Origin of the sequence: Pseudomonas sp. 203-8, assembly GCF_020708595.1 — a bacterium.
Taxonomy (GTDB): domain Bacteria; phylum Pseudomonadota; class Gammaproteobacteria; order Pseudomonadales; family Pseudomonadaceae; genus Pseudomonas; species Pseudomonas aeruginosa.
The window spans coordinates 66,843-80,489 of sequence record NZ_JAJFDF010000008.1 but is presented as its reverse complement, the minus strand read 5'-3'; the positions used below and the strand labels follow the sequence as shown (position 1 = coordinate 80,489).

13 protein-coding genes are annotated in these 13,647 nt (G+C 68.0%); 7 read left to right on the top strand and 6 right to left on the bottom strand.

What is annotated here, in order from left to right; translation table 11 throughout:
* Nucleotides 1–25: 25 nt before the first annotated feature.
* Nucleotides 26–1,267, top strand: a complete 1,242-nt coding sequence (locus LJF27_RS19290) for an MFS transporter (protein ID WP_023117227.1) — start codon at nucleotides 26–28, stop codon at nucleotides 1,265–1,267.
* Here the strand turns inward: LJF27_RS19290 and LJF27_RS19285 are convergent.
* The 4 genes from LJF27_RS19285 to ilvA all read right to left on the bottom strand — a co-directional run bounded on the left by LJF27_RS19285 (nucleotide 1,240) and on the right by ilvA (nucleotide 5,151).
* Nucleotides 1,240–1,707, bottom strand: coding sequence for a DUF2269 family protein (locus LJF27_RS19285; protein ID WP_003084393.1), 468 nt, complete (start codon nucleotides 1,705–1,707; stop codon nucleotides 1,240–1,242). The genes LJF27_RS19290 and LJF27_RS19285 overlap by 28 nt on opposite strands.
* Nucleotides 1,704–2,975, bottom strand: coding sequence for an SDR family oxidoreductase (locus tag LJF27_RS19280; RefSeq protein ID WP_003084391.1), 1,272 nt, complete (start codon nucleotides 2,973–2,975; stop codon nucleotides 1,704–1,706). Before LJF27_RS19280 ends, LJF27_RS19285 begins: the two co-directional genes overlap by 4 nt.
* A 50-nt stretch (nucleotides 2,976–3,025) precedes the next feature.
* On the bottom strand, nucleotides 3,026–3,493 hold the full coding sequence (locus LJF27_RS19275; protein WP_003084389.1) for a DUF2269 domain-containing protein: 468 nt from the start codon (nucleotides 3,491–3,493) through the stop codon (nucleotides 3,026–3,028).
* A 119-nt stretch (nucleotides 3,494–3,612) separates the two neighbouring features.
* Nucleotides 3,613–5,151, bottom strand: coding sequence for a threonine ammonia-lyase, biosynthetic (ilvA, locus tag LJF27_RS19270; RefSeq protein ID WP_017001827.1), 1,539 nt, complete (start codon nucleotides 5,149–5,151; stop codon nucleotides 3,613–3,615).
* 234 nt (nucleotides 5,152–5,385) lie between these two features.
* On the opposite strand from ilvA, the gene rpiA reads away from it, so the two are divergent.
* Nucleotides 5,386–6,057, top strand: a complete 672-nt coding sequence (rpiA, locus tag LJF27_RS19265) for a ribose-5-phosphate isomerase RpiA (RefSeq protein ID WP_023086903.1) — start codon at nucleotides 5,386–5,388, stop codon at nucleotides 6,055–6,057.
* A gap of 122 nt (nucleotides 6,058–6,179) precedes the next feature.
* Complete coding sequence (locus tag LJF27_RS19260; protein WP_003117874.1) at nucleotides 6,180–6,512, top strand: YegP family protein; 333 nt, start codon at nucleotides 6,180–6,182, stop codon at nucleotides 6,510–6,512.
* Between the two features lie 42 nt (nucleotides 6,513–6,554).
* Here the strand turns inward: LJF27_RS19260 and LJF27_RS30460 are convergent, their stop codons facing one another.
* The gene (locus LJF27_RS30460) at nucleotides 6,555–7,280 is read right to left on the bottom strand and encodes a CatB-related O-acetyltransferase (protein ID WP_003117873.1); all 726 of its coding nucleotides are present in this window, start codon (nucleotides 7,278–7,280) and stop codon (nucleotides 6,555–6,557) included.
* Nucleotides 7,281–7,569: 289 nt separating this feature from the next.
* Between LJF27_RS30460 and LJF27_RS19250 the strand changes: the two genes are divergently transcribed.
* Nucleotides 7,570–9,513, top strand: coding sequence for an autotransporter outer membrane beta-barrel domain-containing protein (locus LJF27_RS19250; protein WP_025324571.1), 1,944 nt, complete (start codon nucleotides 7,570–7,572; stop codon nucleotides 9,511–9,513).
* Nucleotides 9,514–9,552: 39 nt separating this feature from the next.
* Here LJF27_RS19250 and LJF27_RS19245 read toward each other — a convergent pair whose 3' ends face one another.
* On the bottom strand, nucleotides 9,553–10,518 hold the full coding sequence (locus LJF27_RS19245; protein ID WP_003118774.1) for an SdiA-regulated domain-containing protein: 966 nt from the start codon (nucleotides 10,516–10,518) through the stop codon (nucleotides 9,553–9,555).
* Nucleotides 10,519–10,845: 327 nt separating this feature from the next.
* Between LJF27_RS19245 and LJF27_RS19240 the strand changes: the two genes are divergently transcribed.
* From LJF27_RS19240 to LJF27_RS19230, 3 genes are read left to right on the top strand one after another with little or no spacing between them, the layout of a single operon-like run.
* On the top strand, nucleotides 10,846–11,895 hold the full coding sequence (locus LJF27_RS19240; protein WP_003112954.1) for an ABC transporter ATP-binding protein: 1,050 nt from the start codon (nucleotides 10,846–10,848) through the stop codon (nucleotides 11,893–11,895).
* Nucleotides 11,892–12,821, top strand: a complete 930-nt coding sequence (locus tag LJF27_RS19235) for an ABC transporter permease (protein WP_003112953.1) — start codon at nucleotides 11,892–11,894, stop codon at nucleotides 12,819–12,821. Before LJF27_RS19240 ends, LJF27_RS19235 begins: the two co-directional genes overlap by 4 nt.
* Nucleotides 12,818–13,606, top strand: a complete 789-nt coding sequence (locus LJF27_RS19230; RefSeq protein WP_023117228.1) for an ABC transporter permease — start codon at nucleotides 12,818–12,820, stop codon at nucleotides 13,604–13,606. Before LJF27_RS19235 ends, LJF27_RS19230 begins: the two co-directional genes overlap by 4 nt.
* Nucleotides 13,607–13,647: the final 41 nt, after the last annotated feature.

Genomic DNA, 13,647 nt, shown 5'->3' with positions numbered 1-13,647 from the left:
CGGGCGGCGCCACGGCGGACCCAGGATGCCCCACACAGCCCCCGCTCCCGGCTCGCTGCGGCCGGTCGTGATCGTCGCCCTGGTCACCGCGCTATGCCTGGCCGGCGATTCGATGCTTTATATCGCCTTGCCGATCTACTGGCACGAGGTCGGCCTGGAGGCGCTCTGGCAGGTCGGCGTGCTGCTGTCGATCAACCGCCTGATCCGCCTGCCCTTCAATCCGCTGATCGGCCGCCTGTACAAGCACCTGGCACTGAAGACCGGCCTGCTCCTGGCGGTCGTCATCGGCGTGCTGAGCACCGCCGGCTACGGCCTGGCCAGCGGTTTCCTGGCCTGGGTGCTGCTGCGCGGACTGTGGGGGATCGGCTGGTCGTTCTTCCGCATCGGCGGGCTCTCGGCGGTGGTCTACTGCGCCGCCGACCACCAGCGCGGCCGCGCCATGGGCCTGTACAACGGCCTCTACCGCCTGGGCAGCCTGGTCGGCATGCTGCTCGGCGGGCTGCTGGTGCCGGTCCTCGGCCTGCCGGCGCTGGCGCTGTCCTTCGCGCTCCTGGCACTGCTCGGCCTGCCGCTGCTGGCGAAGGGTTTCGACCTGCCGGAGAGTCCCGCCGGACATGCGCGGACCTCCGCCGCAACGGCAGCCACCAGCGTCGCCAGGCGCCCGCCGCCGCGCGGCCTGGTGATCCTCAGCGGCTTCGCCACCGCGCTCCTGATCCAGGGCGTACTCGCCGCCACCCTGAGCGCGCTGATCGCCCGCAGCTTCGGCACCGAGGTCAGCCTGCTCGGCCTGGCGCTCAGCGCCGCCGGCCTCTCCGGGATCATCCAGGCCCTGCGCTGGTCCTGGGAGCCCTGGCTGGCCGGGCGCTTCGGTGCCTGGTCGGATGGCCCGCGCGGGCGTCGGCGCTTCTACGTGGCTGCGCTACTGGTCGGCGCAATGGGCTTCGGCCTGCTTTCCAGCAGGCTGCCCATTCTCGCCTGGCTGGCCATCGCCCTGCTGGTGATGCTGGTCGCCACCGCCCTCACCACCCTGACCGACGCCCTCGCCGCCGACGTCGCCCGCGCCGGCGACGTGGTCGGCTTCATGACCCGCTATTCCATCGTCCAGGACCTCGGCGCCGCGCTGGGCCCGGCCCTGGCCTTCCTCCTGCTGGAGCGGCCCGGCGGCTTCGCCTGGTTGTACTGGGGCGGCTCCCTGGCGTTCCTGGTCCTGGCGTTGCTCTGGTTGCGCCGAGCGGACTCTCAGACCGGCTTGTTGACCATCAGGTAGAAGATGACCATGAAGGCGATGAAGGCCGGCCAGCCGAGGATGAACCAGGCGTTCATGTAGCGGTACGCCAGCGGTTCGATGGGCCGCGCCTCGCGCAAGGCCGCCTCGGCCATGTCGCGTACGCGGATCTGCAACCACACCACCGGTAGCCAGCAGAGCCCGGCGAACACGTAGAGGCCCAGGCTCCACAGCAACCAGCCCTGGGCCAGCGACCAGCCGGCGACATGCACCATGGCCAGGCCGCTGAGCGGCTGGAACACCGCGGTGGTGGCGATGAACAGCCAGTCGGCGGTGACCAGGTGGCGGAAGGTCACCGCGATCACCGGCAACTGCCCGCTGCGCCAGGCACGCAGGGCGTAGTAGGCCGACCCCAGGCCGGTGCCGAAGAGAATGGTCGAGGAAAGGATATGCAGGGTCTTCAGCAGCAGGTAAAGGTTCATCCACGGGCCTCCCTGGCTCGAGGTTCGTCGCCCAGCAGCCAGAGCGTGGCCACCATCAGCACGATGTTCTTGCCGACCGCCATGTAGGGGTCGTACCAGTAGTGCGGCAGGATCAGGCTGATCGCCAGGCTGTAGCCAAGCATCAGCCAGAACTGCGCCAGCAGCGCGCGCCGACGCCAGCGGCGGAGCAGCAGGCCGACGCCGAGCGCGCCGTCGAGCAGGGCCCCGGCGATCACCGCCAGGCTCGCCGGCCAGCCGTGGATGCCGGCCTCGCCGAGGATCCGCAGGCCCCAGCCGTAACCCGGCCCCAGGCAGGCGACCAGGGTACCCAGCCAGATCAGCACCAGGGCCGCCAGCATCAGCGGCCGCATCAGCGCCGCCAGGCTGCGTGCCGCCTGCGGCCAGCCGAGCAGCCGACTGGCCAGCGGCGCGCAACGATAGCCGCAGGCCTCATCGAGGAGTGCCGGGTCGGCCAGGTTGTCGTGGCGCACCAGCTTCAGCATCGATGGACTCAGTGTCCGCCAGCCAGCACGCCGGCCAAGCCCGCCCAACGCATCGAGAAGCGCCGCGGGCGGCACCACATAGCGGCCGCGCGGCCAACCCTGGGCGCGGCGCAGCTCGTCCAGCAGCTCGCCCTGGGTCAGCGCCTGCGGACCCACCAGCGGAATCACCTGCGCCCGCTCCGGCCAGCAGCGCAGCAAGGCCAGCACCGCGCCGACCAGGTCCTCGACATGCAGCGGTTGCAGGCGCGCGCGATTGTCCAGCAAGGGAATCAGCGGTAGCGGCGACAGGCGTTCCAGCCAGGCGCTGCTGGCGCCGCCCGGCCCCAGCAGCAGGGACGGGCGCAGCACCAGCGCCGGGATGCCCAGTTCCAGCAGGTGGCGGTCGGCCGCCGCCTTGCTGGCGAGGAAGGCCACGTCCGGGTGCGCACCGGCGCCCAGCGCGGAAATCTGCAGGACCTTCGCCCCATGGGCCGCAGCGAGGTCGAAGAGTGCTCGCGCGCCGCTGTCCTGGACGCGAGCCATGCTCGCCTCGTCGAGGCTCATGGTGCCGGCGGCGTTGATCAGCAGGTCGACCCCGGCGGGCCAGGCGAAGCTGTCCGGCCTTTCCGCAAGCCGCTCCAGGTCGAGCGCCAGCCAGCGTACGCCGGCAGGCGCATCGACCGGCGGGCGGCGCGCGGTGAGGAGCAGTTCGTGTCCGGCGGCGAGCAGCGCCGGGAGCAGGTGCCGCCCGACGAAACCTCCCGCGCCTACCAGCAGAATACGCATGCGTTCCTACAGAACCGGCGAAGGCCGGTGAAGTCCATTTCGTTGGCGTTTCAGAGCGGCTTGCTGACCATCAGTACCGCCACCGCGATGAAGCTGGCCGCACCGAGCAGGGCCATGACCAGGCCCACCTTGATCTCGCGCAGGGTCTGCTCGCCCAGCGCGGCCCCCGCCGTCTCGGCGGCGCCGGCCTGGTGCTGGACCCGCGCCAGGCGGCCGGCGAGGACCAGCCAGAAGATGCAGCCGAGCAGATAGAGGCAGGCGCCGAACAGCAGCCAGCTCTGGCCCAACGGCCAGCCGGCCAGGTGCACCAGCCACCAGCCGCTGACCGGCAGGGCCAGCAGGCTGAGCCCCAGCAGCGGCCAGCCGATCAGGCGGACCCGCTTGAAACCGCGCGCGATCCGCGCCGCGTCGCCCGTCCGCCAGCTGCGCCAGGCGTAGAACGCCAGGCCGAGCAGGCCGCCGAAGAGCAGCACGGTGGCGACTCCGTGGAGAATCTTGATCTGGAGAAAATGTTCCATCAGCGCATCCTTGTCCGTGTTCCCGGCCCGTTTGAGGGGCCGGGGGCGGGCTCAGTTCCCGAGGAAGGAGATCACCTGCCCGTGAAGCTTAGCAGCCCGTGTCGGCGAGCCGCCGCGGGTCAGCCGAGGAACAGCTGGTAGGCCGGGTTGGCGGTCTCGTCCCAGTACGGATAGCCGATCGCCTCCAGGGTCTGCGGGATCAGGTGGCGCTCGTCTTCCGGCACCTGCAACCCGGCCACCACCCGGCCGTCGGCCGCGCCATGGTTGCGGTAGTGGAACATCGAGATGTTCCAGCGCCCGCCGAGCTTGGTGAGGAAGTTGAACAGCGCGCCGGGCCGCTCGGGGAATTCGAAGCGGAACACCATCTCGTCGCTGACTTTCACTGCATGGCCGCCAACCATGTGGCGGATGTGCAGCTTGGCCAGTTCGTTGTCGGTCAGGTCGAGGACCGGGAAGCCCTTCTCGCGCAGATAGGCCACCAGCGCCTCGCGCGGGTCGTTCTCCGGGTGGGTCTGCACGCCGACGAAGATGTGCGCCTCGCTGCCGCTGTGGTAGCGATAGTTGAACTCGGTGATCTGGCGCTTGCCGACCGCCTCGCAGAAGGCCTTGAAGCTGCCCGGCCGCTCGGGAATGGTCACCGCGATGATCGCTTCGCGGCGCTCGCCCAGTTCGGCGCGTTCGGCGACATGCCGCAGGCGATCGAAGTTGACGTTGGCGCCGGAGTCGATCGCCACCAGGGTCTGCCCCTCGGCGCGCTCGCGCTCGACGTACTTCTTGATCCCGGCCACCGCCAGCGCGCCGGCCGGCTCGGTGATCGAGCGGGTGTCGTCGTAGATGTCCTTGATCGCCGCACAGATCTCGTCGGTGCTGACGGTGATCACTTCGTCGACGTGGTCCTTGCAGATGTCGAAGGTGTGCTGGCCGATCTGCGCCACCGCCACGCCGTCGGCGAACAGCCCGACCTGGCCCAGCACCACCCGCTCGCCGGCGGCCATGGCCGCCTGCAGGCAGTTCGACTCGTCCGGCTCGACGCCGATCACCTTGATCTCCGGACGCAGGTACTTGACGTAGGCGGCGATGCCGGCGACCAGTCCGCCACCGCCCACCGGGACGAAGATCGCATCGAGGCGGCCGGGCTGCTGGCGGAGGATCTCCATGGCCACGGTGCCCTGGCCGGCGATGGTGTCCGGATCGTCGTAGGGATGGACGAAGGTGTAGCCCTTCTCGTCGACCAGCTTCAGCGCGTGGGCCAGCGCCTCGGGGAAGGCGTCGCCGTGCAGCACCGCCTTGGCGCCGTGGGCGCGCACCGCCTGGACCTTGATCTCGGGGGTGGTCTTGGGCATCACGATGACCGCCCTGATCCCCTGCCGCTTGGCCGCCAGGGCCAGGCCCTGGGCGTGGTTGCCGGCCGAGGCGGCGATCACCCCGCGGGCCTTCTCCTCCTCGGTGAGCTGCGCGACCTTGTTGTAGGCGCCGCGGATCTTGAAGGAAAACACCGGCTGCAGGTCCTCGCGCTTGAGCAGGACCTGGTTGCCGAGGCGTTCGGACAACTGGCGGGCGGGTTGCAGGGGCGTTTCCACCGCGACGTCGTAGACGCGCGAGGTGAGGATCTTCTTGACGTATTGTTCGAGCATCGGAGGCGGTTCGGCGGACTTCACGGAAGCCCGGAGTCTACTCCAGGCCCGCCGGGCGGACTACCGGCGTGCCGCAGGAAAACACCGCGACTGCCGGTCATCCGGGGCAAGACCGGAGGACGCCAGGCCGCTATAATTCGTCCCTTCGTATCGCAGCGGCACAGGACGTGCCGGAAACCCGCCGGGCCGCCCCGGCCGCGCGCACCCTCCGCCTGCGCCGCCGGGACGGCCGGCCAGGCAACCAGACAGGCACCCGGGATGAACCAGGATCAGCTCAAGCAGGCAGTGGCACAGGCCGCCGTCGACCACATTCTTCCGCACCTCGACAGCAAGAGCATCGTCGGCGTCGGCACAGGCTCCACCGCCAACTTCTTCATCGATGCCCTGGCCCGCCACAAGGCCGAGTTCGACGGCGCAGTGGCCAGTTCGGAGGCCACCGCCAGGCGCCTGAAGGAGCATGGCATCCCGGTCTACGAGCTGAACACGGTCAGCGAGCTGGAGTTCTACGTCGACGGCGCCGACGAAAGCAACGAGCGCCTGGAGCTGATCAAGGGCGGCGGTGCCGCGCTGACCCGCGAGAAGATCGTCGCCGCGGTGGCCAAGACCTTCATCTGCATCGCCGATGCCAGCAAGCTGGTGCCCATCCTCGGCCAGTTCCCGCTGCCGGTGGAGGTCATCCCGATGGCTCGCAGCCACGTCGCCCGCCAACTGGTGAAGCTCGGCGGCGATCCGGTCTACCGCGAAGGCGTGCTGACCGACAACGGCAATATCATCCTCGACGTGCACAACCTGCGCATCGACAGCCCGGTGGAACTGGAAGAGAAGATCAACGCCATCGTCGGCGTGGTCACCAACGGCCTGTTCGCCGCCCGCCCGGCCGACCTGCTGCTGCTCGGCACCGCCGACGGCGTCAAGACCCTCAAGGCCTGAGCCCGCTCGCCCCAGGCCGATGACCGGTGCGGGGCGACACTGCAACAAAAGCGGCTACGCTGTGTCTCAGCAGACGGCTGGTCCGTTGCGATCCGCCTCACCCCGTGAACAAGGAGCTAGACATGGCAGCCAAATTCCATCTGAAGAAAGCGAAAGACGGCCAGTTCCACTTCAACCTGCATGCCGCCAACGGCGAGATCATTCTCACCAGCGAACTGTACAAGGCCAAGGACTCGGCGCTCGGCGGCATCGAGTCGGTGCGCAAGAACTCCCAGCGCGACGGTGCCTTCGAGGTCAAGCCGGCCAGCAACGGCAAGTTCCACTTCGTGCTCAAGGCCACCAATGGCCAGGTCGTCGGCCAGAGCCAGCTCTATGCCAGCCAGGCCAACGCCGAAGCCGGCGTGCAGTCGGTGAAGCGCGCAGCGCCGGAAGCCGGTCTCAGCGACGAAAGCTGACCCAGCCCTGGCCGCCGTCGACACCGGCGGCGGCTGCGGGCCTCAGGACAGCCATTCGATGGCGAACGGCTTGTGCCGGATGCGCAAGCGCCGCGCCTCCTGGCACGCCTGCGGCGGCCGACGCTCCAGCGCCTCGACGCAGGCCTGCGGATCGTCCAGCGGCAATTCGCCGAGCACGTCCAGCGGCAACTCCCACCAGCGACTCGCCAGCAGTCGCTCGATCAGCTCCGGCGCGAAGCGATAGCGGAGCACCCGCGCCGGCGAGCCCGCCACCACCGCGTAGGGCGGCACGTCGCGATTGACCAGCGATTGCGCGCCGATCACCGCGCCGGTGCCGATCTCCACCCCATCGAGGATCAGCGCGTCACGCCCGATCCATACATCGTGGCCGATCCGCGCCGGGGTCGCTTCGCGCTCGGGCTGCAACGGCTTGCGCAACAGCTTCGGATTGGCGGTGAAGGCGTGGGTGCTCAGCCAGTGCATTGGATGCGAGCGGCGCGGCTGACCGATCACCACCCCGGTGGCGATCGAGCAGAAGCGGCCGATGCTGGCCACCTCCAAGAACTCGCAGCCGCTGACCACGTCGGTATAGGCGCCGACCTCCAGTGCCGGCGAATGGATCTTCGCCTTGCCCAGCTTCACGTTCGGCTCCAGCGTCACCTGCGTGCCGTCGCGCAGCGTCTCGACCCCGCTGGCCATGCGGCAACCGTGACGTGCCAGGGCCTTCTTCAGGCGACGGTTGAGCAGGGCTTCGCGGAAAATGTTCATGCGACGGGTATCCAGGAGATCGGCAGGGCGAGCACTGTAAATCGACCGCTCGCGGTTACCAAGCCCCGAAACGGGAAGTCACGCCCCAGTACCGGCCATCGCCGGTAACACTACGTCCAGCACGAAGCTTCCCGCCCATCGCCAGGAGCGACGCTTCTTACAACCTGGCGACACCGCAGGTCGACCAGGCGTCACTTCGTGCCACCGGGACATGAAACGGTCCGCATCCTGCTTTCCGCGGCGCGAGCATCATTCGATGCACCATCGTACCGACACAGAGGAAAGTGCCGTGTTCAAACCATTAGCTGTCGCTGTAGGCCTGGGATGTGCCGCGCTGTCGTTGGGCGCCAACGCCTACCAATACGGGGAATACGCCGGGGAGACCCTGGAGCGCCTGATCACCGACTACCCGGGCCGCTATCGCGGCACCGCCAGCTTCGCCGGCGCCAGCGAACTGATGCAGTCGCGCCTGGGCTTCGGCTACCAGACCAGTCGCCAGGACTTCACCTGGGCCGGCAACCGCAGTTCACAGAACGTCATCGCCTCGGCGCCCGGTAGCAGCGGGAAGTTCCTGGTACTCGGCGCGCACTACGACACCTACTACGGTCGCCCGACCCTGCAGGGCCTGGACGATAACGCCTCGGGCGCGGCGGTGCTCACCGAGATCGCCCGCAACCTCGGCGGCATCGCCCTGGAGAACGGCCTCGAGGTGGTCGGTTTCGGCGCCGAGGAGGAAGGCCTGCGCGGTTCGCGTGCCTACGTCGAGTCCCTCGACGCCAGCCAGCGCGCCAACCTGCTGGGAATGATCAACCTCGACAGCCTGGTCACCGGCGACAAGATGTACGCCCATGCCGGCTCCAACAGCGTGTCCAGCCCGGCCCTCGGCGCCTACCGCGAACAGATCCTGCGCATCGCCCGCGAGCTGGACATCCCGTTGCTCACCAACCCCGGCCTGAACGCCGAATACCCGGCGGGTACCGGCTGCTGCAGCGACGGCGAAAGCTTCAACGGGATGGACATCCCGGTGTTGTTCATCGAGGCGACCAACTGGGAACTGGGCGACCTGGACGGCTACGAGCAGACCGACAACCCGGCGATTCCCGGCGGCTCAACCTGGCACGACCCGGCCGAGGACAACAAGGAAGTACTGACCAACGCCCTCGGCCAGGAGCGCATCGAGCAACGCATGCGCGACTTTTCCCGCCTGCTGACGCGCCTGGTGCTGGAGCTGACCAACGCCGACCTGCTGGCCTCCACCGCCTCCGGCGGCGCCCTGGCGCGGCAGATGGAAGACCAGTTGCAGCGCCAGCATCAGGCACTGACCCGCCTGCACGACCGCCGCTGGCTGACCCTGCTCGGCAGCAACCGGCCGGTAGGCAGCTTCGACGGCGAGGTGGGCGCGGAGGGCGAGGTCTCGCCGGACAGCGGTTTCGACATGCCTGGCAATCCGGAGTCCAGGCGCGCCGGCGTGCATCTGCTCGGCGACTACCGCTACAGCGAGGCCCTGACCCTCGGCGGCAGCCTGGCCTTCCAGCGCAGCCGCGACAAGCTGGACCATGGTGGGCGCATCGAGGGCGACACCTGGCAGCTCGGCCTGTTCGGCCTGTACAACGACGGCGGTCCGGAATGGCTGGCCGGCGAGCTGAACCTCGGGCATACCCGCTACGACAGCAAGCGTTCGGTCTACCTCCAGGCCGCCGGCGGGCCGGTGCTGCTCGACCAGCGTCTGTCGGGCGACACCTCGGCCTGGTCCTGGGGCGCCCGGCTGGAAGGCGGCTATGACTTCAGCTTCGGCGAACTGCGGAGCGGGCCGCTGGCCGGCCTCGACTACATGCACTACCGCATCGACGACTTCCGCGAGGACGAGGCCCTGCGTACCGCACTCGGCTACGAGAAGCAGGACTACGACTCGCTGGAGGCGAGTCTCGGCTGGCGCCTGCGCGGCGAGCTGGCGCTGGGCGCGAGAATGCGCCTGCAACCCTACGCCAGCCTGCGCTGGGTCCGCGAGCTGGCGGACGGACGCCTGGACGACATGGACCTGACCAGCCGCGGCGACGGGCGTGTCCGGGTCGCCGACATGGGCGGCGTGGACAAGGATTTCGGCCGCGCCCAGCTTGGCGCGCAACTGGCGATCACCGAGCAGCTCGGGGTCTTCGCCGAAGCCAACAGCCGCTTCGCCCACAGCGAAGGCAACCAGGCGGGCTATTCGCTCGGGGTGAACTGGCAGTTCTGAGCGGGCCAGGGGACGCTCCTGCCGTCCCCGTAGGCCGCGTCAGGGCTGCGCCGGCTCGTCCTTGCTGAACACGTAGAACAGGTTCGGCTCGCTGACCAGGTAGAGCACGCCACGGTCGTCCATCGCCACGCCCTCGGCCTGCGGCACGCTGCGCTTCAGGCCGTGCATGCCGCGCAGCAGCGACAGGGTGCTGACCGGCTCGCCGTCGGTGTCCAGCTCGACTACCAGACGCGACTCGTCGGACAACGCCAGCAGGTGCCCGGTGCCCTCGTCGAACTGCAGGCTGGACAGGTCGCGGACGAACAGGCGCTTGTCGCGCCCGGGGTCGTCCACCACGTGCACGGCGAACGGTTTGTCCGCCTGGGTGTGGGGGAAACCGTGGATCTCGTAGATGCGCACCGGGTCACGCTCCTTGGCGACGAACAGGCGCTTGCCCTCGGCGTCGTAAGCTAGCCCTTCGAAACCCTTGTTGCCGTTGAGGCCGATACCCAGCGAAAGCTGCTGGGCATCGGCAGCGTCGATGAAGCGCGTGTCGTCCTCCAGGCGCACCTTGACCAGGCGTTGCTGGCGCTCGTCGGTGATCACGTAGACGCCGCGGCTGATGTACTCGATGGCCTCGGCGTCGCCGAAGCCGGTCAGCGGGATGGTCCGCAGTACCTTGCCCTGCAAGGACAGCTCGATGATCTGCGCCGGCTGGTTGGTCACGGTGAACAGGGTGCGCCGGTCGGGATCGAAGGTCAGCGCGGAAACGTCGTCGTTCAACCCCTCGATGGGCTGCGCCTCGATCCGCACGCGGTAGTCCGGCAGCCATATCGAGCGCTCTTTCCAGGCATCGGCGTGACGCCACTCCTGGACGGCGAACCAGGCCCGGTCGAAGACCCGGAAGCTCTGGCCGAGAAGGACCAGCGCGGACAGCGCGACCAGCAGGACGGCCAGCAGCAGACGGCGAGGCGTGAAAGCTCGGGACATGGAAAACGGCTCGGGAGTTTGGGCGTGGATAGTCATAGCATAGAGCCTGTACGCTGTATGGAAACGGGCTGCGCCCGACCTTTCCTACGCAAGCTACGGCTCCAGGCTGAAGCCAAGCTTAAAGTCAGCCATCCGCCCGGGCGACTCGGACAGGTCCGAGTTTCCTGTCCGAAAGAGACGACAAGAGAGCATCCGCAGTCTTCTTCCAGCGCCACCAGATTGGCCTGTTCGATCCCTTATTGGCCGCATCTATCGTTCTGCGCCCGCGGCGCCCCGGTCATTATCGAACCGCAGCAGGTGAAGCGGGCCCCAGAAACCGCAAAACCTCAACAATAACAACTGCTTGACTGCATGGAATTCAGCATGACCAGCGCGATAGCCATCGAGCGGATCTGCATGGAATTCGGTACCCCCGGCCAAGGCCTGAAGGCCCTTGACGATGTGTCCCTGGATATCCACGCCAACGAATTCTTCACCCTCCTCGGCCCTTCCGGCTGCGGCAAGACCACCCTCCTCCGCCTCATCGCCGGCTTCGAACAGCCCAGTTCCGGCAGCATCCGCCTCTATGGCGAACACATGGAAGGCCTGCCGCCGTTCCGCCGCCCGGTCAACACGGTGTTCCAGAGTTATGCGCTGTTCCCGCACATGAGCGTCGCCGACAACATCGGCTTCGGCCTGGAGATGCAGGGCCGCCCGCGCAGCGAGATCGACGCCACCGTGAGCCGCATGCTCGACCTGGTGAAGCTGCCGGAGGTCGGCAAGCGCCGCGCCGACCAGTTGTCCGGTGGCCAGCAGCAACGCATCGCCCTGGCCCGCGCGCTGGCCAGCCGGCCCAAGGTGCTGCTGCTCGACGAGTCGCTGTCGGCGCTGGACCTGAAGCTGCGCAAGGAAATGCAGATCGAGCTGAAGCGCCTGCAGCACGAGACCGGGATCACCTTCATCTTCGTCACCCACGACCAGGAGGAAGCGCTGACCATGTCCGACCGCATCGCGGTGATGAGCAAGGGCAAGGTGTTGCAGGTCGGCACGCCCAGCGACATCTACGAGGCGCCGCTGAACCGGGCGGTCGCCGACTTCATCGGCGAAACCAACTTCCTCGAGGGCCAGGCCGACGCCGACGGCGTGCGCCTGGCGGACGGCCAGCGGCTGGCCGCGACGACCCCGGGCAGCGGCGCTGTGACCTTGGCGATCCGCCCGGAGCGCACCGAACTGGCCGCCGACGGCCAGTTGGAAGGCGTGCTGGAAAACATCGTCTATGTCGGCACCGATACCGTCTACCACCTGAACGTGGCCGGACAGCCGGGCTTCCGCGTGCGCCAGCAGAACCGCGACGGCGCACGCTGCCCGCACAGTCCGGGGGCGAAGGTGCGGGTGCGGATTCCCGCCGCCGCCATCCGGGTGCTCGCCGAATGAGCACCGCCGGCCGACCTACCGCGCAACAGTCGGCCGAACGCCGGCAGCTGCGTCGGCGCCTGCTGCTGAGCAGCCCGGCGATGCTGATGCTGGTGCTGTTCCTGGTGATCCCGCTGGGCATCATGTTCGCCGTGTCGATCCAGCAATCCGGCGACTACGGCGGAGTGAAATGGGGCCAGCACAGCCTGGAGGCCTACCTCAATTTCCTCTGGGAACGCGACCTGGACGACAGCCTGGTGTTCAACGCCGACTACCTGGGCATCTTCCAGCGCTCGTTCTGGCTGTCGCTGCTGACCACCCTCGGCTGCCTGGCGCTCGGCTTCCCCACCGCGCTGTACCTGGCGTTGCAACCGGAACGCCGGCGCAACCTGCTGCTGTTCCTGGTCACCGTGCCGTTCTGGACCAACCTGCTGGTGCGGGTCTACGCCTGGATCCTGCTGCTGCGCAACGGCGGGCTGGTGGACGCCGGCCTGCAAGGCATCGGCCTGACCGACACCGGGCTGGGGCTGCTCTATACCGACAACGCGGTGATCATCGGCCTCCTTTATACCTACCTGCCGTTCATGGTGCTGCCGATCTACAGCAGCCTGGAAAAGATGGACTGGCGCCTGGTGGAGGCGGCATTCGACCTCGGCGCCAACCGCTGGAAAGCGCTGCGCCGGGTGATCGTGCCGCTGGCGATGCCGGGGATAGTCGCCGGCTGCATCCTGGTATTCATCCCGGCCCTGGGCAGCTACATCATTCCGGAATTGCTCGGCGGCGGTAAGGCGCTGATGATCGGCAACCTGATCCAGCTGCAATTCGGTACCGCGCACAACTGGCCGTTCGGCGCCGCCCTTTCGTTCGCCCTGCTGGCCTTCGTCCTGCTGGCGATGCTGATCTACAACCTGCGCTTCCGGGCCAACGCCGGCGGAGGCCAGCCATGAACGGCCGCAATCCACTCTGGATCTTCAGCGGCGTGCGCCAGGCCGCCTGGCTGTTCTTCGCCTTCCTCTACATCCCGATCCTGGTGCTGGTAGTGCTCAGCTTCAACAGCGGCCAGTCGGCGACGCTCTGGGAGAGCTTCAGCCTGAAATGGTATGCGGTGGTGGCCAACGATCCGGAAATCCTCCGCGCGGCGAAGAACTCGCTGCTCGTCGCCACCCTCGCCACCCTGGCCTCGACCGTCCTGGCCACCCTCGCCGCGCTGGGCATGCGCGGTCGCGCCTTCCGCGGGCAGACCCTGATGAACGGCGTTCTCGGCCTGCCGCTGCTGGTGCCGGAGATCGTCACTGCGGTGGCGACCCTGATGTTCTTCTCCTTCATCGGCCTGAAGCTGTCGTTGTTCACCATCCTCATCGCCCACATCGTGTTCTGCATCCCCTTCGCCTACCTGCCGATCCGCGCCCGCCTGGAGGGCCTGGACCCGCGCCTGGCGGAGGCCGCCGCCGACCTCTACGCCTCGCCGTGGAAGGCCTTCTGGAAAATCACCCTGCCGCTGCTGATGCCCGGCGTGCTGTCCGGGGCGATGCTCGCGTTCATCATCTCGATGGACGATTTCGTCATCACCTATTTCGTCGCCGGCGCCGGCGCAACCACCCTGCCGGTGTACATCTTCAGTTCCATCCGCATGGGCATATCCCCGAAGATCAATGCGATTTCCTCGATCATCCTCATGATTTCCATCGCCTTCGTCGCCCTGTCGTACTACCTCGGCCAACGCCGCCGCTGAGAACCTGCCTCCACGAAGAAAAAACAGAAGATCGCCAGGAG